Source organism: Microbacterium sp. 70-16, from assembly GCF_001898315.1.
GTDB lineage: Bacteria > Actinomycetota > Actinomycetes > Actinomycetales > Microbacteriaceae > Microbacterium.
The window spans coordinates 21,252-38,764 of sequence record NZ_MKTQ01000016.1 but is presented as its reverse complement, the minus strand read 5'-3'; the positions used below and the strand labels follow the sequence as shown (position 1 = coordinate 38,764).

Sequence of the window (17,513 nt, the reverse complement as noted above, 5' to 3'; positions counted from 1 at the left end):
GCTCGCGCGGCCGGCGCACTCGCCGCGGCCGTCGTCCGCGCTCGCTAGACTCGGGCCATGACCACACCCGCCCCCCGCACGGCCTCGATCCGCCGCGCGACGAGCGAGTCGACGGTCGAGCTCGACCTCGACCTCGACGGCACCGGAACGAGCCGCATCGACACGACGGTGCCCTTCTTCGACCACCTGCTCACCGCGTTCGCGAAGCACTCGCTGACCGATCTGACGGTGCGCGCCTCGGGCGACACCGAGATCGACGCGCACCACACGGTCGAAGACGTGGCGATCGTGCTCGGGCAGGCGATCCGTCAGGCCCTCGGCGACAAGGCGGGCATCTCGCGCTACGGCGACGCCCTCGTGCCCCTCGACGAGGCACTCGCGCAGGCGGTCGTCGACATCAGCGGCCGCCCCTACCTGGTGCACTCCGGCGAACCGGTCGGTTACGAGCACCACCTCATCGGTGGCCACTTCACGGGCTCGCTCGTGCGACACACGTTCGAGGCGATCGCGTTCAACGGTGGCCTGACGATGCACGTGACCGTGCTCGGCGGGCGCGATCCGCACCACATCGCCGAGGCCGAGTACAAGGCGTTCGCCCGCGCATTCCGCCAGGCGAAGGCCCTCGACCCGCTCGTGCGCGGCATCCCGAGCACGAAGGGCGCTCTGTGACGGCGCCGGTCGTCGCCGTCCTCGACTACGGATCGGGCAACGTCCACTCGGCCGTCAAGGCGCTGGTGGCGGCTGGCGCCGACGCGCGCCTCACGTCGGATCGGGGCCTCGTGCAGGATGCCGCGGGGCTCGTCGTTCCGGGCGTCGGCGCCTTCAGCGCCGTGATGGGTGCGCTCAGCGCCATCCGCGGCGACGAGATGATCGAGCGCCGACTGTCGGGCGGGCTGCCCGTCCTCGGCATCTGCGTCGGCATGCAGGTGCTGTTCGAGCACGGCGTCGAGCGCGGCGTCGACACGGAGGGTCTCGGCGAATGGCCGGGCGCCGTCACCGAACTGGATGCCCCGGTGCTGCCGCACATGGGCTGGAACACCGTGCAGGCGGGGGAGGGGTCGGCCCTGTTCGAGGGCATCGAGGACGAGCGCTTCTACTTCGTGCACTCGTACGGCGCCCAGCACTGGAGCCTGGAGCCGATGCGGCCGTTCCGCGCGCCGGTGCTCACCTGGTGCGATTACGGTGCGCCGTTCCTCGCCGCCGTCGAGAACGGACCCCTGTCGGCGACGCAGTTCCATCCCGAGAAGAGCGGCGCGGCGGGCATCCGTCTGCTCGGCAACTGGATTTCGACGTTGCCGCAGGCCGGGTAGTCTCTCTGTTTGTGCCTTCTCGCAGCGGCGAGCAGTCCGAGCACCGAACCACATCTGGAGCCATGAACGATTTCGCGTCGACCCCCGAACTGATCCTGCTGCCGGCCGTCGATGTCGCCGGCGGCAAGGCCGTCCGTCTCACGCAGGGCGAGGCCGGCACCGAGACGAACTACGGCGACCCCGTCGACGCAGCCCTCGCCTGGGCCCGCGACGGCGCGAAGTGGATCCACCTCGTCGACCTCGACGCGGCCTTCGGCCGTGGCAGCAACACCGCCGTCATCCGCAAGGCGATCAAGCAGCTGCGCGGGGTACAGGTCGAGCTTTCCGGCGGCATCCGTGACGATGCGACGCTCGAGGCGGCGCTCGATTCGGGTGCGACCCGCATCAACCTCGGCACCGCCGCGCTCGAGAACCCCGAATGGGCCGCCGACGTCATCGGACGCTACGGCGAAGCGATCGCGGTCGGCCTGGACGTCCGCGGCACGACCCTCGCCGCGCGCGGGTGGACCCGTGACGGCGGCGACCTGTGGCACGTGCTCGACCGGCTCGAAGACGCCGGCTGCAGCCGCTACGTCGTGACCGACGTCACGAAGGACGGCACGCTGCAGGGCCCGAACGTCGAGCTTCTGCGCGAAGTGACGGCACGCACGACCCGCCCCGTCATCGCGTCGGGCGGCATCTCGAGCCTCGATGACATCGCCGCCCTGCGCGAGCTCGTGCCGCTCGGCGTCGAGGGCGCGATCGTGGGCAAGGCTCTGTACGCGGGCGCCTTCACGCTCGCCGAGGCGCTGGATGTCGCCGCAGGCTGATTCGGCCGGCGTCCCGTGGGAGGGGCGCAGCTTCGAAGCGAATCCGCACGCCGGCGACGACGGCTCCGCCGATCCCGCGCTGCTGGCTGCGCTGACCGCGTTCGCGGCAGGTTCCGGCACCGCGTCGGCGGTCGTGGACGCGTACCGCAACGCGCGATTGCTGATCCCGCTTCTCGCCGAGGCGGGCGACATCGGCGTCGCGCCGTCGGGGCACGCCGTCGACAAGACCCAAGAGCTGTCGATCGTCACGGTCGCGGCTCCCGATGGGCGCCGTGTGCTGCCGGTGTTCACGTCGGTCGCGGCGCTGGCGACGTGGGATGCCTCCGCACGCCCCGTCCCCGTCGACGGCGTCCGCACGGCGCTGTCGGCTGCGGCCGACGACACCGACCTGATCGTCATCGACCCGGCATCCGCCACGGAGTTCGTGCTGCGCCGCCCCGCCGTGTGGGCGATCGGCCAGGGCGAGCGCTGGGAGAGTGCGCACCTGTCGCCCGAGGTCTTCGCGGGCCTGCAGGAATCGATCGGCGGCGAACTGGGCATCCTCGATCTGTCGGTCGCGGACGGCGATCCGACGGCGCGCCTGCGCGGTCCGGAACTCATCGTGCGGCTGCATCTCGTCGACGGCCTCGACAAGGCCGAGCTCGACGCGATCCTGCAGCGGCTCGCCGCCCGCTGGGCCGCCGACGACCGCATCGCCGCCCTGGTCGACTCGCTGACCGTCAAGCTCGTCCGCGCCTGACCCGCCCGCGCCTGACCCGCCCGCGCGCCTGCCTCAACGCGCCATCCATGTCCCACTTTCAGCGGACCATGTCCCAAAAAGTGCTGGTTCAGGTCGCCGAAAACAACCGAAAGTGGGACATGGTCCGGGCGGGGTCAGGTGACGGGGCCGGTCCACTTCTCGCCGGGGCCCTTGCCGATCGGGTCGGGGATGACGGATGCCTCGCGGAACGCGAGCTGCACAGAGCGCAGGCCGTCGCGCAGCGACCGCGCGTGCATGTCGCTGATCTCGGGGGCACCCGCCGTGATCAGGCCGGCGAGGGCGTTGATGAGCTTGCGCGCCTCATCGAGATCCGTCTGCGTCTCGGGGTCATCGGCCAGGCCGACCTTGACGGCGGCGGCGCTCATGAGGTGGACGGCGGCGGTCGTGATGACCTCGACGGCGGGGACGTCGGCGATGTCGCGTGTGGCGGATGCCGCGGCGCGCTCCTGCTCTTCCCAGCGGGCGAGCCGTTCGGCATCGGCAGGCGTGCCCGAAGGGGCGGGGGAGGAGGCGTTCGTGTCCACGGTTCGCTTTCTGTTAGACTTACGGCGCACCGGAGTGTTCTGCTCCGGATCGAAAGTGGATCACATCCCACCCGCGCTTGCCGCTCCAGGCTACCGGGTCCCGCGCTCCGCCCTGTTCACGCAGGGTAGCCACGCCAGTGGATCAGGGTGCAGAACTTCCAGCCGACGTTCGCGTCGTGCGGGGTGGACGTGAGAATCTTCCGCCCGCGACTCTCTCCGTTTCGCGGTGGCATCCATCCGTACGACAGAGGAGTTCCGCATCAGCGATCCCCGCACCAATGACCGCATCCGCGTCCCCGAGGTCCGCCTCGTCGGCCCCGCGGGTGAGCAGGTCGGCGTCGTCCGCATCGAGGTCGCTCTGCGCCTCGCTCAGGAAGCAGACCTCGACCTGGTCGAGGTCGCCCCCAACTCGAAGCCGCCCGTGGTCAAGATCATGGACTACGGGAAGTTCAAGTACGAAGCGGCGCAGAAGGCCAAGGAAGCACGACGCAACCAGGCCAACACGGTTCTGAAGGAGGTGCGCTTCCGTCTGAAGATCGAGGCGCACGACTACACGACCAAGCTCAAGCGCGCCGAGGGCTTCCTGCAGGCGGGGGACAAGGTCAAGGCCATGATCCTCTTCCGCGGTCGCGAGCAGTCGCGTCCCGAGCAGGGCGTGCGTCTGCTGCGCAAGTTCGCGGAAGACGTCGCAGAGTTCGGCACCGTGGAGTCCAACCCCACGATCGACGGCCGCAACATGGTCATGGTGATCGCACCGCACAAGAACAAGTCCGAGGTCAAGACGGAGCAGAACGCCCAGCGGGCTGCGAACAAGGAGGCGGCGCGCCAGGCGCGCACCGGCTCTGACGAGACCCCCGCCGACACCGCCGCCGCGGAGTAGGCGCCCAGACTCCCGCTGCGCGGGAACCACAACGAAGGAAGAGAAATGCCGAAGCAGAAGACCCACTCGGGTGCCAAGAAGCGCTTCAAGGTGACCGGAAGCGGCAAGCTGATGAAGCAGCAGGCGAACCTCCGTCACAACCTCGAGGGCAAGGCCACCCGCCGCACGCGCCGCCTCGACCAGGAGCAGGTCCTCGCAAAGGGCGACGCCAAGGTCGCCAAGAAGCTTCTCGGCCTCTGAGCGCCGACGCACGATAGGAAGAACAAGAAATGGCTAGAGTCAAGCGGGCTGTCAACGCCCACAAGAAGCGTCGCGTCATCCTCGAGCGCGCCTCCGGTTACCGCGGACAGCGTTCGCGCCTGTACCGCAAGGCGAAGGAGCAGGTCACCCACTCGCTCGTCTACGCGTACCGTGACCGTCGCAAGCGCAAGGGCGACTTCCGTCGCCTGTGGATCCAGCGCATCAACGCGGCCAGCCGCGCCAACGGCCTGACCTACAACCGCTTCATCCAGGGCCTCGGCCTCGCCGGTGTCCAGGTTGACCGTCGCATGCTCGCCGAGCTCGCCGTCGCCGACCCGAAGACTTTCACGTCGCTCGTCGAGACCGCCAAGAAGGCGCTGCCGGCCGACGTGAACGCACCGAAGGCGTAATCACCGCACAGCACGACACAGCACCGATCAGGGGCATCCTCCAGATGGAGGGTGCCCCTTTTCCCTAGGATGGGAGCGTGCTCGAGAACCCCCGATCTCCCCGTGTGCGCGCTGTCGCAAAGCTGACCAAGCGCAGTGCCCGTCAAGAGACCGGACTGTTCCTGCTCGAGGGTCCGCAGGCAGCGCGCGAGGCGCTCGAATACCGCCCCGACACGCTCGTCGACCTGTACGCGACGCCCGCGGCGATGGAGCGTCATCAGGACATCCGCGATGCCGCGCGCTCAGCCGGTATCGAGGTCGAGTTCACGACCGAAGCGGTGCTGGATGCCATGGCCGACACTGTCACGCCGCAGGGCATCGTCGCCGTCGCGCGGCAGTCGCCCGCATCCCTGGATGAGGTGTTCGCGGCATCCCCTCGCCTCATCGCGATCTGCGAAGAGGTGCGCGACCCCGGCAACCTGGGGACGATCATCCGCGCGGCCGACGCCGCCGGTGCCGAGGCCGTCGTGCTCACCGGTCGCACGGTCGACCCGTACAACCCGAAGGTCGTCCGCGCGACGACCGGGTCGCTGTTCCACGTGCCGGTCGCCGTCGGTGCCGAACTCGGCGCGACCGTCGAGCGCGCGCGCGAGGCGGGGCTGCGCGTCATCGCGGCCGACGTGGGCGGCGAGGACTTCCTCGCGCGCCGTGGCCTGCTCGCCGAGCCCACCGCGTGGCTGTTCGGCAACGAGGCCCGCGGCCTCGAGGCCGACGCCCTCGTGCACGTCGATCTCGCCTTGCGCCTGCCCATCTACGGGCGCGCCGAATCGCTCAATCTGGCGACTGCGGCGAGCGTCTGCCTGTACGAAACGGCCTTCGCGCAGCGCGCCGCAGACTGACCAGACCGTGTTCCGGCCTGGTTACGACTCGGTCAAGATCCTGTGTATAACTTGAGCGAAGCCGGGGGAGGGTGCCTAGGCTGACGCCATGGCGACCTCGGACCCGGCTCCTGCGACCTCGAACATCTCAGTGCGCCGCGGCGATCCGCTCGTGGTCATCGAGCATGTGCAGAAGCACTACGGCGACTTCCACGCGCTCAAAGACATCGACCTCACCGTCAATCGCGGTGAGGTCGTCGTGGTCATCGGGCCGTCCGGCTCGGGCAAGTCGACGCTGTGCCGCACGATCAACCGCCTCGAGACCATCACGAGCGGGACGATCATGATCGACGGCAAGGAGCTGCCCAAAGAGGGCAAGGGCCTCGCCGCCCTGCGCGCCGATGTGGGCATGGTGTTCCAGTCCTTCAACCTGTTCGCACATCTGACGATCCTCGAGAACGTTACGCTCGGCCCGATCAAGGTCAAGAAGATGAAGAAGGCGGATGCCGAGGCGGAGGCCAAAATCCTCCTCGAGCGCGTCGGGGTCGCGCAGCAGGCCTCGAAACTGCCGGCGCAGTTGTCGGGCGGTCAGCAGCAGCGCGTCGCGATCGCCCGCGCGCTCGCGATGAAGCCGAAGGTCATGCTCTTCGACGAGCCGACCAGCGCCCTCGACCCCGAGATGATCAACGAGGTGCTCGATGTCATGGTCGGCCTCGCGCACGACGGCATGACGATGATCGTCGTCACGCACGAGATGGGGTTCGCGCGGAAGGCCGCCGACCGGGTCGTATTCATGGCTGACGGGCAGATCGTCGAAGAGGCGACCCCCGACGACTTCTTCACCGCTCCCAAGAGCGAACGGGCGAAGGACTTCCTCTCCAAGCTGATCACGCACTGACACACGTCCGCGCCCTGCACCGGCGCGGCATCCCACAGGTACACGAAACCAGGAGGAATCACATGCGCAAGTCACGGATCACCGGTGCGTTCACCGGAATCGCCATCGCCGCACTCGCTCTGGCGGCGTGCAGCAGCGGCACGCCCGGCGACGACTCCACCTCGTCCGGCGACGCGGGTGACACCGGCGACACCGGTAGCACCAGCAACCCGTGGACGGTGGCGACGGGCGTCACGATCGACGGCAGCCCCACCTTCGACGCGATCACCGCGGCGGGCAAGGTCACGATCGGCGTCAAGGAAGACCAGCCCGGTCTCGGCTATCTCGACCCTGTCACGAACGAGCGCACCGGCTTCGACGTCGACATCGCCCGATGGATCGCCGCCTCGCTCGGCTACGACGAAGACCAGATCGAGTTCACCGCGATCCCCTCGGCCAACCGCGAGCAGGCGATCATCAACGGCGACATCGACTACTACGTCGGCACGTACTCGATCACCGATGCCCGCAAAGAGCTGATCTCGTTCGCGGGTCCGTACTTCATCACCGGGCAGGGCCTGCTCGTCGCGGCTGACAACGACAGCATCACGGGTAAGGACTCGCTCACCGCCGACGACATCGTCTGCTCTGCGACGGGGTCGACCTCGATCCAGCGGATCAAGGAGGAGACGCCGGCGCAGACGAAGGAGTACGACACGTACTCGGCGTGTGTCGAGGATCTCAAGAACGGTCAGGTGGATGCCGTCACGACCGATGAGGCGATCCTCATCGGCTACGCCGCGCAAGACCCCGACAACCTGAAGGTGGTAGGCGACGTGTTCAGCGAGGAGCGGTACGGCGTCGGCATCACGAAGGGCGACACGGCGTTCCAGGAGTTCATCAACACGATGTTCACCGACGGTGGCGACATCTGGCAGGCGATCTTCGAGAAGAACCTCGGTGCCTCGGGCGTGACCGGCACGCAGCCGGCCGTCGACCCGGTCGAGTGACCTCCATCCAGCAAGGAGAGGCAGAGCATGGGCGTCATCACCGACAACCTCGACCTGTGGGGCGAGGCGCTGACGGGCACCCTCGTGCTGTTCGTCGGGGGCGGCCTGCTCGCGCTCGTGCTGGGACTGCTCATCGGCGCGATGCGCGTGTCGCCGATTCCGATCGCCCGGGCGGTCGGCGCCGTGTACGTGAACTGGATTCGCAACACCCCGCTCACGCTCGTGATGTTCTTCTTCGCGTTCTGCGTCCCGATCCTGCTGCGCGAGCGCATCGACCCGATCGTCCTGCCCACGATCGCCCTCGGCGTCTACACGGCGACCTACGTCGCCGAGACGCTGCGGTCGGGCATCAACACGGTGCCGGTGGGCCAGGCTGAGGCCGCCCGTGCGATCGGCCTCGGGTTCGGGCAGGTGATGACGCTCGTGATCCTGCCGCAAGCGGCGCGCTCGGTCATCCCCCCGATGATGAGCGTGTTCATCGCACTGCTGAAGAACACGACCGTCGCGGCGGGCTTCTCGGTGCTCAACCTCGGCTCCGTTCGTTCGTGGCTCGCCGAGCCGCCGCGCAGTGAGAATCAGCTCGTCGTGCTGCTGTGGGTGATGGTCATCTTCGTCGTGCTCGTGCTGCTGTTGGCCTGGCTGCAACGAGTGCTCGAGCGCCGATGGAGGATCGCCCGATGAGTTCCGTCCTGTACGACGTCCCCGGCCCCAAGGCGATCCTGCGCAACAGGCTGCTCGGGGTGGGCACGATCATCCTGGTCATCCTGGTCTTCGCGTGGGTGATCTGGCGCTTCGCGGCCACGGGCCAGTTCAGTCCCGAGAAGTGGGAGCTGTTCGGCTACACGGCGATCTGGGCACGCATCTTCGACGGCGTGCTCGCGACCCTCGCCGCGTTCGCCGTGGCGGCGGTCGGTGCCCTCGTTCTCGGGTTCGTGCTCGCGATCGGACGCCTGTCCGATCACGCGTGGATCCGCGTGCCGGTGGGCTGGATCACCGAGGTCCTGCGCGCCGTGCCCGTCCTGATCTTCATGATGCTGCTGTACTACGGCCTGCCCGTGGTCGGCATCAAGATGGAGCCGTACTGGGCAGTCGTGATCGCGCTCATCGCCTACAACGGCTCGGTCCTGGCGGAGGTCATCCGCGCCGGCGTCGAATCGCTGCCCCGCGGGCAGAGCGAGGCCGGCTACGCGATCGGGCTGCGCAAGTCGGGCGTTCTGGCGCTCGTCCTTCTCCCGCAGGCGATCCGCGCGATGATGCCGGTGATCGTCGCTCAGCTCGTCGTGACGCTGAAGGACACGGCGCTCGGCTTCATCATCACCTACCACGAGCTCCTCTACGTCATCAAGCTCCTCGGCTCGAACGCCGCCTACCACTCGCCGCTGATCCCGTCGGCGATCGTCGGCGGTTCGATCTACGTGGCGATGTGTCTCGTGCTCAGCTACGTCGCCTACCGGCTCGAGCAGCGCACCAAGCGGCGCCAGCGGCAGCAGGCTGCCGCTGGCGGGCCGCTGCACCACCCCATCGGCGAGGGCACCGACACAGAGCTGATCGCGCTGCAGAAGGGTGTCGGCAAGCACGACAGCACCACTGTCTGACCGAGCTGCTCGTCTCAGACCGCCGACCCGCCGCCGGTAGACTCGTCTCTTGTGTCCGACCAGCCCCTGATCACACCCGAAGCAGTCGATGCTGCCGTCGCTGACGCCCTCGCGGCGATCGCCGCGGCCGCCGACACCGCCCAGCTCAAGACGGTCCGCAACGCGCACACCGCCGAGGGCTCGCCTCTCGCGCAGCTCAACGCGCAGCTGCGCAACGTGCCGAACGACCAGAAGGCCGCGCTCGGCAAGCTCGTGGGGCAGGCCCGTGGCCGGGTGACGCAGGCGCTCACCGCCCGCGAGACCGAGCTCGCCGAGGCCGAGACGGCCGCCCAGCTTGAGGCCGAGCGCATCGACATCACGGCGCTGCCGGCGCGTGCGCGCACGGGCGCACGGCATCCGCTCACTCTGCTGCAGGACCAGATCGGCGACATCTTCGTCGGCATGGGCTGGGAGATCGCGGAGGGTCCCGAGCTCGAGCACGAGTGGTACAACTTCGACGCGCTCAACCTCGACGCCGACCACCCTGCCCGGCAGATGCAGGACACGTTCTACGTCGACCCGGTCGCGAAGCACCTGTTGCTGCGCACGCAGACGAGCCCCGTGCAGATGCGCACGATGCTCACACGCGACCTGCCCATCTACATCGTCTCTCCCGGGCGCGTGTACCGCACCGACGAGTTCGACGCGACGCACCTGCCCGTCTTCAGCCAGTTCGAGGGCCTTGTCGTCGACAAGGGCATCACGATGGCGAACCTGCGCGGCACCCTCGACCACGTCGCGCGCGCCCTGTTCGGTGCCGAGGCGAAGACGCGCCTGCGCGCCAACTACTTCCCGTTCACTGAACCGAGCGCCGAGCTCGACCTGTGGCACCCGACCTTCAAGGGCGGTGCGCGCTGGATCGAGTGGGGCGGCTGCGGCATGATCAACCCCAACGTGCTGCGCGCGGCCGGCATCGACCCCGAGGAGTACTCCGGGTTCGCGTTCGGCATGGGGATCGAGCGGACGCTCATGTTCCGCTCGGACGTGAAAGACATGCGCGACATGGCCGAAGGCGATGTCCGCTTCAGCGAGCAGTTCGGAATGGTGGTCTGATGCGCGTCCCGCTCTCGTGGCTCCGCGAGTACGTCGATGTCCCGGCGGATGCCACGCCGGAAGACGTCCTGGCATCCCTCGTCTCGGTCGGTTTCGAGGAGGAGGACGTGCACGGGTTCGGTCTGACCGGCCCCATCGTCGTCGGCCAGGTCGTCGAGTTCACTCCCGAGCCGCAGTCCAACGGCAAGACGATCCGCTGGTGCCAGGTCGACGTCGGCGAGGCGAACGGCGGCGTCCGCGGCATCGTCTGCGGTGCAGGCAACTTCTTCGTGGGTGACAAGGTCGTCGTGACGCTGCCCGGTGCCGTCCTGCCCGGGCCCTTCCCGATCGCGGCCCGCAAGACCTACGGTCATGTCTCGGACGGCATGATCGCCTCGGCGCGCGAGCTCGGCCTCGGCGACGAGCACTCGGGCATCCTGCGCCTGGTCGAGCTCGGCCTCGACCCCGAGGTCGGCACCGACGCGATCGCCCTGCTGGGCCTCGATGACGTCGCCGTCGAGATCAACGTCACCCCGGACCGCGGCTACGCGCTAAGCCTGCGCGGCGTCGCCCGCGAGTACGCACACGCGACCGGTGCTCCGTACCGCGACCCGGGCGAGCGTGCGTTCGAAGACCTCGAGCAGCCCGCTTCGGGCTTCGCGGTGTCCGTCATCGACGAGGCGCCGATCCGCGGGCGCGTGGGGGCGAGCGAGTTCGTCGTGCGCATCGTGCGCGACGTCGACCCGACCAAGCCGACGCCGCCGTGGATGATCGCACGGCTGACGCTTGCTGGCATCCGCTCACTCGGCATCCTCATCGACATCACGAACTACGTCATGCTCGAGCTCGGTAACCCGATCCACGGGTACGACCTCGACACGGTGCGCGGCGGCATCACGGTGCGCCGGGCGGCCGCGGGCGAGAAGCTCACGACCCTCGACGGCAAGGAGCGCACGCTCTCGCCCGAGGACCTGCTGATCACCGACGAGTCCGGCCCGATCGGCCTGGCCGGTGTGATGGGCGGCGGCACGACCGAGATGACGGATGCCACGCGCAACGTCCTCATCGAGGCCGCGATCTTCGACACGGTCTCGATCGCGCGCACGGCCCGCCGACACAAGTTGCCCTCCGAGGCGTCCAAGCGGTTCGAGCGCGGCGTCGACCCGCTCATCCCGTTCGTCGCGGCGCGTCGCGTCGCCGACCTGATGGTCGCCTACGCGGGCGGCACGCTCGACACCGAGACCGGCGGCGCCCTGTTCGCCGAGGTCTTCGTCGAGGCGATCGAGCTGCCGCGCGCGTTCGTCTCGCGCCTGATCGGTGTCGACTACACGGATGCCGAGGTCACCGGCGCCCTCGAGACCGTCGGCTGCGAGGTATCGGCGCCGCTGCTCGACGTGCCCGTCGCGGAGCGCGTCGACGGCTGGGAGGTCATCCCGCCGTCGTGGCGCCCCGACCTCACCGACAAGTGGACGCTCGCCGAAGAGGTGGCGCGCATCAACGGCTACGACCGCATCCCGTCGGTGCTGCCTGTTCCGCCCTCGGGCCGCGGCTTCACGCCCGCGCAGGCGGGCCGTCGCCGTGTCGCGAATGCGCTCGCCGCCGCCGGCTTCGTCGAGACGCCGTCGTTCGGCTTCACGACGGCCGAGCAGAACGACCTGCACGGCTCTGCCTCGGGCGAGCACGTGCCGAGCGTCAAGCTCGCCAACCCGCTCGACGGTCAGGCGCCGTTCCTGCGCCGCACCCTCGTGCCGGGTCTGCTGCACGTCGCGCATCGCAACGTCGCACGCGGGTTCACCGACCTCGCGCTGTTCGAGACCGGGTCGGTGTTCCTGCCCGAGCCCGGTGTCAACTACGGCACCGACACGGTGCCGGCCGCAGCCGTCCGCCCCGATGCGGCGACGCTCGCGGCGCTCGACGCGGCGATCCCGCCGCAGCCGCGCCACGTCGCGGTGCTGCTGACCGGCCACCGCGTCGCGAAGCAGCCCGGGCAGAGCGCCGAGGCCTTCGAGGTCGCCGATGCGCTGGATGCCATCCGCACGATCGCCGTCGCCGCGGGCGTCGAGATCACCGTCGCGCAGACCCAGCGCGCTGCGCTGCATCCGGGACGTGCGGGTGTGCTGAGCGTCGGCGACACCGAGGTCGGGTACGTCGGCGAGCTACACCCGCAGGTCTCCGCCGACGCCGACCTGCCCGGCCGGGTGCTCGTCGCCGAGCTCGACCTCGACCTGCTGCTGGAGCTTGCGGGCGACAAGGTCGTGGCAGCGAACCTGTCCGGCTACCCGGCGGCGACGCAGGACGTGTCGCTCGTCGTGGATGCCGGCGTTCCTGCAGGCGCCGTCAGCGCCGCGCTCGTCGAGGGCGCGGGCTCGCTGCTCGAGGCGCTGCACATCGTCGACGACTACCGCGGGCAAGGCGTGCCGGAGGGGTCGAAGAGCCTCACCTTTGCGCTGCGCTTCCGCGCCGACGACCGGACGCTGACGGCAGCCGAGGCGACCGAGGCGAAGCTCGCCGGCGTGGCGGTGGCATCCGCCCGCTTCGGCGCCGTCATCAGAGAGTAGATCAGAGAGTAGTTCCGCGAGCGGCGATCAGCGCCACCCCCAGTTCCACGCGGGGACGTCCATGAACCCCTGGCCTTCGACTTCGGTTCCAGACATGCTCTTGCTCAATTCGACGCGCGCGCCCGCGGGCAGCGCGTCGACGAGCCCCGATGCGTGCGAGACGACGAGGACCTGTGTGCGCTGGGCCGCCGTCTCGATCAGCTGAGCCAGCGGATCCAACAGGTCGACATGCAGGCTCGCCTCGGGCTCGTTGAGGACGAGCAGTGGAGCGGGGCGTGCCGGCAGCAGGGCCGCGCACAGCAGCAGATAGCGCAACGTGCCGTCGGACAACTCGGCGGTCTCGAGCGGTCGCAGCAGCCCGTGCTGGCGCAGCCGCAGACGGAAGAGCCCATCGGCCGCGTCGATCTCGACGCGTGACCCGGGGAAGGCGTTCGCCACCGCCTCATCGAGGGCCGAACCGTGACCTGCATCCACGATCGTCGCCCACGTCGCGGCGAGCGTCGCGCCGTCGTGCGACAGTGTCTGGGTGCGGGTTCCGACCTGCACGCGGCGTGCCGGCGCGTCGGCGTCGACGCGGAAATGGTCGTAGAAGCGCCACCCTCCCATGAGGCGCCGCAGCTGCAGCAGCTCAGGCCCGGTGTCGCCGTCGGCGAGGTCGGTGACGATGCTCTCGTACGGTGCAAGCGTCTGGCGCAGGGCGATCCACTTGTCGTCGCGCACCCGTGTGCTCTGTCGTAGCCTGTCGATGAGCAGCGTGGCGGGCTTTGCGAGAGGCCCCGCGAACACCTGCTCGCGCTTGATCTCGGGGTCTCGCGCGAACGGGTTCGCGACGGTCGGATCAGCCTGGGGGATGCCCAGATCGATGAGATAGCCGAGCTCATCTGACGCGAAGCCGAGCTGCACCGCGATCGGCGCCGTGCGCACGGTGCCCTGCGTGCCGCCCCGTTCGGGCCCCGCCCAGAGCACCGACGGCAGCCCGCCCTCGCGCGCCAGCGCGCCGATCACGCGGCCGTCCGCAGCCGCCGCGAGCAGGCGCAGCGCACGATAGAGGTTCGACTTGCCCGATCCGTTGGGCCCGGTCACGACGGTGAGCGGGCCCAGCGGGACGATGACGTCGCGCAGTGAGCGGTATCCGGCGACGGCGAGAGTCTGCAGCATGCCCCCAGATTGGCACCTGCCGCCGACACGGCGGCGCGGCTAGGCTCGGCAAAGATGAGCCAGACACAGACGCCCCCTGCCCTGCAGCTGACCGGTCTCGTGAAGCGCTTCGGCGAGAAGTTCGCCGTCGCGGGAATCGACCTCGTCGTGCCGCCCGGGTCGTTCTACGGCCTCGTCGGCCCGAACGGCGCCGGCAAGACCACGACGCTCTCGATGGCGACGGGGTTGCTGCGTCCCGATGCCGGCACCGCGTGGGTGCACGGCGTCGACGTGTGGGCAGACCCCGCCGCGGCGAAGGCGATGATCGGAAACCTCGCCGACGGCGTGCGGCTGTTCGACCGGCTGACCGGCGAGCAGCTGATCACCTACACGGCGATGATGTTCTCGCTGCCGCGCGAGCAGATCGCGCCGCGCGTCGCCGACCTCCTCGACCTGATGGACCTGCGCGAGGCCGCCGGCACGATCGTCGCCGACTACTCGGCCGGCATGACCAAGAAGGTCGCCCTCGCGTGCGCGCTCGTGCACGCGCCGCGACTGCTCGTGCTCGACGAACCGTTCGAATCGGTCGACCCCGTCTCAGCGGCCAACATCGAGGATGTGCTGCGCTCGTACACGGCATCCGGCGGCACCGTCATCGTCTCGAGTCACTCGATGGACCTCGTCCAGCGCATGTGCGACCATGTCGCCGTCATCGCCGCAGGCCGAGTGCTCGCGGCGGGGACGGTCGACGAGGTGCGCGGCGAGCAGTCGCTGCAAGACCGCTTCGTCTCGCTCGTCGGCGGCCGGCACACCTCGGAGGGACCGCAGTGGTTGCGACAGTCCTGAGGCTGCGCTACCGCGTCCTCGGCAACACGCTGATGCGCCGCCCGTGGCAACTCGTCGGCTTCTGCTTCGGCATCCTGTGGGCGCTCATGCTGCTCGGCACGGTCGTCATGGGCATGGGGTCGGCGGCCGCGTTCGGCGACCTCCCGATCGTGCGCATGGTCGCCGTGCTGGGCGGGTCGGCACTGCTGCTCGGCTGGATCGTCGGCCCGCTGCTGATCGCCGGCATCGACACGACGGTGGATGCCGCGAAGCTCGCTCCCTTCCCGCTCAGCACGCGCCAGGTGATGACGATCCTGACGGCGACGGGGTTCACCGGCATCCCGGGCATCGCGGCGTCGATCGCTGCCCTCGCGTCGGTCATCCTGTGGGTGCGCTGGCCGCTCGCGGCGGTGTTCGCCGTGCCGTGCGCGGCGCTCGGCGTGCTCACGTGCGTGCTCGCGTCGCGCCTGGCATCCGCGCTGACGACGGGGCTCGGTGGCAACCGCCGCGGCACGGAGCTGATCGGCACCGTCGTGCTGATCCTGATCATCTTCCTGGGTCCGATCATCACCGGCGTCTTGGCGCTCGCGACGGATGCCGGCGGCATCGCGGCACAGCTCGCGCAGGCCGGTGCCATCCTCGCGTGGACGCCGTTCGGCGCCGCGTGGGACGTGCCCGCACAGCTCGCCGCCGGCGAGATCGGCATCGCGGCGCTCAAGCTGCTGATCGCCCTCGCGACGGTCGCCGTACTGTGGCTGGGCTGGCGCCGCGCCCTCGACCGCGCCGTCGTGACGCCACCGCGGCAGACGGCACGCTCCGTGCGCAGCGGAGCCCTGGGCCTGTTCGGCGTCATGCCGACCGGCGGGGTCGGCGCGACGTGGGCGCGCGCGCTCACCGGCTGGCTGCGCGACCCGCGATACCTGCGGCAGATCATCGTCGTGCCGCTGTTCCCCGTGCTGTTCGCCTTCTCGGCCGGTATCGACGGGTTCATGTTCGTCGCGTCTCCGATCTTCGGCGCCTTCATCCTCTGCATCGCGGGGTACACCGACGTCTCCTACGACGGCACGGCGTTCGCATCGGTGCTCTCCAGCGGCATCCGCGGGCGCGCCGACCGGTGGGGGCGGATTCTCGGTGCCGCGAGCGTCGGCATCCCACTGACGATCGTCATCGCGGTCGTGATCACCCTCATCGCCGGCCAGATCGCGGCGCTGCCCGCGGTGCTGGGCGGCGCGCTGGGGCTGCAGTTGGTCGGCTACGGGGTGACGGCCGTGTCGTCGGCGCTCATCACGACACCGGTCGCCGCGCCCGGCGACAGCCCGTTCAAGACCGTCCCGGGTCAGACCTTCGTCAGCGGTCTGCTCGTGTTCGTCGTGCTCGGCGCGTGCGGTGTGCTCGCCTCGCCGGCGGTCGGGCTGAGCATCGCGGCGATCATCGGCGGCAGCACCGCGCTGGGCTGGGTCGCGCTCGCCGTCGGCCTCGGCGTCGGTGCGGCGGTCATCGCCGGCGGGGTCTTCCTCGGCGGACGCACGCTCGAGCAGACCGGCTCCGACCTGCTGCTGCGGATCAAGGCGTTCCCGGTCACGTGAGGCGGGTGCGATGACGGACGTACTGATCCTGGGTGGGACGGGCTGGCTGAGCGGACGTGTCGCCGAGCGCTGGCTGGATGCCGGGGCATCCGTCACCTGCCTCGCCCGGGGCGGACGCCCTGTGCCGTACGGTGCGCGGGCCGTCGTCGCCGATCGGGACGCCGCGGATGCCTACGACGCTGTGGCCGGGCGCACGTGGGACGAGGTCGTCGACGTGTCGTCGCGCGCGGCGCACGTCACGGCGGCGGCCGCTGCGCTCACCAGTTCAGCGCGCCACATCACCTACGTCTCGAGCGTCTCGGCGTACGCCCGCGACGACGAGCCCGGGGCAGATGAGAACGCGCAGCTCGCCGACCCCGCGGCGCCCGACGACGCGTACGACTACGCACGCGAGAAGTCGGCCGCTGAGGCCGCGGTGCAGGCAGGGTTCGCTCACCGCGCCGCGGTCGTGCGGCCCGGGCTCATCGTCGGCCCGGGTGACCCGACCGACCGTTTCGGCTACTGGGTCGCCCGCTTCGCCGGCACAGCCGGCGCGCCGGTGCTGATTCCCGACGCGCCGGATGCCCGGGCGCAGGTCATCGACGTCGATGACCTTGCCGGCTTCATCGTCGCGGTGGGAAGGGCCGGGTTCGTCGGCACCGCGAACGCGGTGGGCGACGCCGTGCCACTCGCCGAGATGCTGCGCGTCGCGCGGGAAGTCGCCGCGCACACGGGCGCGCTCGTCGCCGCCGACCCTGAGTGGCTGGTTGCGCAGGGCGTCGAGTACTGGGCCGGCCCGCGGTCGCTGCCCCTCTGGCTGCCCGCCGACATGCCTGGGTTCGCGACCCGCTCGAACGCCCGCTATCGCCTGCTCGGCGGCGCGCTGCGCCCGCTGCGCGACACCCTCGTGCGCACTCTCGTCGACGAGCGCGAGCGTGGACTCGACCGGCCCCGTGCCGCCGGGCTCTCGCGCGACGAGGAACTCGCGCTGATCGCGGCCCTACGGCCGGCGTGAAAGTGCCGCCCGTCACCCGCCGGGCCGGATTTGCGCACGCCGCGCACTGCGCGCTATCGTCGCCGCATGC

Annotated in this window: 19 protein-coding genes; 17 read left to right on the top strand and 2 right to left on the bottom strand. The window is 69.9% G+C overall.

Going from position 1 to position 17,513, the window contains the following annotated elements; translation table 11 throughout:
• Window positions 1-57: 57 nt before the first annotated feature.
• The 4 genes from hisB (at window position 58) to BGO46_RS08120 (ending at window position 2,858) form a co-directional block, all read left to right on the top strand.
• Window positions 58-669 (top strand): imidazoleglycerol-phosphate dehydratase HisB, encoded by a 612-nt coding sequence (gene hisB / locus BGO46_RS08135; protein ID WP_292678591.1) that lies wholly within the window; start codon window positions 58-60, stop codon window positions 667-669.
• A complete protein-coding gene (gene hisH, locus BGO46_RS08130) occupies window positions 666-1,310 on the top strand; it encodes an imidazole glycerol phosphate synthase subunit HisH (protein WP_292678588.1) in 645 nt (214 codons plus the stop codon). Before hisB ends, hisH begins: the two co-directional genes overlap by 4 nt.
• Before the next feature lie 62 nt (window positions 1,311-1,372).
• The gene (gene priA, locus BGO46_RS08125) at window positions 1,373-2,119 is read left to right on the top strand and encodes a bifunctional 1-(5-phosphoribosyl)-5-((5-phosphoribosylamino)methylideneamino)imidazole-4-carboxamide isomerase/phosphoribosylanthranilate isomerase PriA (RefSeq protein WP_292678585.1); all 747 of its coding nucleotides are present in this window, start codon (window positions 1,373-1,375) and stop codon (window positions 2,117-2,119) included.
• On the top strand, window positions 2,103-2,858 hold the full coding sequence (locus BGO46_RS08120; protein ID WP_292678582.1) for an SseB family protein: 756 nt from the start codon (window positions 2,103-2,105) through the stop codon (window positions 2,856-2,858). The genes priA and BGO46_RS08120 overlap by 17 nt, the downstream gene beginning before the upstream one ends.
• 134 nt (window positions 2,859-2,992) lie before the next feature.
• Here BGO46_RS08120 and BGO46_RS08115 read toward each other — a convergent pair whose 3' ends face one another.
• Window positions 2,993-3,403: a DUF1844 domain-containing protein gene (locus tag BGO46_RS08115; protein WP_292678580.1), complete on the bottom strand. Its 411-nt coding sequence runs from the start codon at window positions 3,401-3,403 to the stop codon at window positions 2,993-2,995.
• A gap of 226 nt (window positions 3,404-3,629) precedes the next feature.
• Here BGO46_RS08115 and infC point away from each other — a divergent pair, with 226 nt between their 5' ends.
• The 10 genes from infC (at window position 3,630) to pheT (ending at window position 12,901) form a co-directional block, all read left to right on the top strand.
• Window positions 3,630-4,283 carry a translation initiation factor IF-3 gene (gene infC / locus BGO46_RS08110; protein WP_292897140.1) on the top strand — a complete coding sequence of 218 codons (654 nt, stop codon included), beginning with the start codon at window positions 3,630-3,632 and terminating at the stop codon, window positions 4,281-4,283.
• 45 nt (window positions 4,284-4,328) lie between these two features.
• Window positions 4,329-4,523: a 50S ribosomal protein L35 gene (rpmI, locus tag BGO46_RS08105; RefSeq protein ID WP_248175183.1), complete on the top strand. Its 195-nt coding sequence runs from the start codon at window positions 4,329-4,331 to the stop codon at window positions 4,521-4,523.
• A 29-nt stretch (window positions 4,524-4,552) separates the two neighbouring features.
• Window positions 4,553-4,933: a 50S ribosomal protein L20 gene (gene rplT, locus BGO46_RS08100; protein ID WP_292678575.1), complete on the top strand. Its 381-nt coding sequence runs from the start codon at window positions 4,553-4,555 to the stop codon at window positions 4,931-4,933.
• Between the two features lie 77 nt (window positions 4,934-5,010).
• Window positions 5,011-5,811, top strand: coding sequence for an RNA methyltransferase (locus BGO46_RS08095; protein WP_292678574.1), 801 nt, complete (start codon window positions 5,011-5,013; stop codon window positions 5,809-5,811).
• Between the two features lie 88 nt (window positions 5,812-5,899).
• Window positions 5,900-6,688, top strand: a complete 789-nt coding sequence (locus BGO46_RS08090) for an amino acid ABC transporter ATP-binding protein (RefSeq protein WP_292678571.1) — start codon at window positions 5,900-5,902, stop codon at window positions 6,686-6,688.
• 62 nt (window positions 6,689-6,750) lie between these two features.
• Entirely contained in the window at window positions 6,751-7,677 is a 927-nt protein-coding gene (locus BGO46_RS08085) for a glutamate ABC transporter substrate-binding protein (protein WP_292678569.1), read from the top strand.
• 27 nt (window positions 7,678-7,704) lie between these two features.
• On the top strand, window positions 7,705-8,358 hold the full coding sequence (locus tag BGO46_RS08080) for an ABC transporter permease subunit (protein ID WP_292678566.1): 654 nt from the start codon (window positions 7,705-7,707) through the stop codon (window positions 8,356-8,358).
• Window positions 8,355-9,272 carry an amino acid ABC transporter permease gene (locus BGO46_RS08075; protein WP_292678564.1) on the top strand — a complete coding sequence of 306 codons (918 nt, stop codon included), beginning with the start codon at window positions 8,355-8,357 and terminating at the stop codon, window positions 9,270-9,272. Before BGO46_RS08080 ends, BGO46_RS08075 begins: the two co-directional genes overlap by 4 nt.
• 51 nt (window positions 9,273-9,323) lie before the next feature.
• Window positions 9,324-10,364, top strand: a complete 1,041-nt coding sequence (gene pheS, locus BGO46_RS08070) for a phenylalanine--tRNA ligase subunit alpha (RefSeq protein WP_292678560.1) — start codon at window positions 9,324-9,326, stop codon at window positions 10,362-10,364.
• Window positions 10,364-12,901 (top strand): phenylalanine--tRNA ligase subunit beta, encoded by a 2,538-nt coding sequence (pheT, locus tag BGO46_RS08065; protein ID WP_292678558.1) that lies wholly within the window; start codon window positions 10,364-10,366, stop codon window positions 12,899-12,901. Before pheS ends, pheT begins: the two co-directional genes overlap by 1 nt.
• Before the next feature lie 27 nt (window positions 12,902-12,928).
• On the opposite strand, the gene BGO46_RS08060 is transcribed toward pheT, so the two are convergent.
• Window positions 12,929-14,059, bottom strand: coding sequence for an AAA family ATPase (locus BGO46_RS08060; RefSeq protein ID WP_292678554.1), 1,131 nt, complete (start codon window positions 14,057-14,059; stop codon window positions 12,929-12,931).
• 54 nt (window positions 14,060-14,113) lie between these two features.
• Between BGO46_RS08060 and BGO46_RS08055 the strand changes: the two genes are divergently transcribed.
• The 3 genes from BGO46_RS08055 to BGO46_RS08045 are packed head-to-tail and all read left to right on the top strand — an operon-like array spanning window position 14,114 to window position 17,443.
• Complete coding sequence (locus BGO46_RS08055) at window positions 14,114-14,884, top strand: ABC transporter ATP-binding protein (protein ID WP_292678551.1); 771 nt, start codon at window positions 14,114-14,116, stop codon at window positions 14,882-14,884.
• Window positions 14,866-16,449, top strand: coding sequence for a hypothetical protein (locus BGO46_RS08050; RefSeq protein ID WP_292678548.1), 1,584 nt, complete (start codon window positions 14,866-14,868; stop codon window positions 16,447-16,449). Before BGO46_RS08055 ends, BGO46_RS08050 begins: the two co-directional genes overlap by 19 nt.
• A gap of 10 nt (window positions 16,450-16,459) precedes the next feature.
• Window positions 16,460-17,443, top strand: coding sequence for an NAD-dependent epimerase/dehydratase family protein (locus BGO46_RS08045; RefSeq protein ID WP_292678547.1), 984 nt, complete (start codon window positions 16,460-16,462; stop codon window positions 17,441-17,443).
• Window positions 17,444-17,513: the final 70 nt, after the last annotated feature.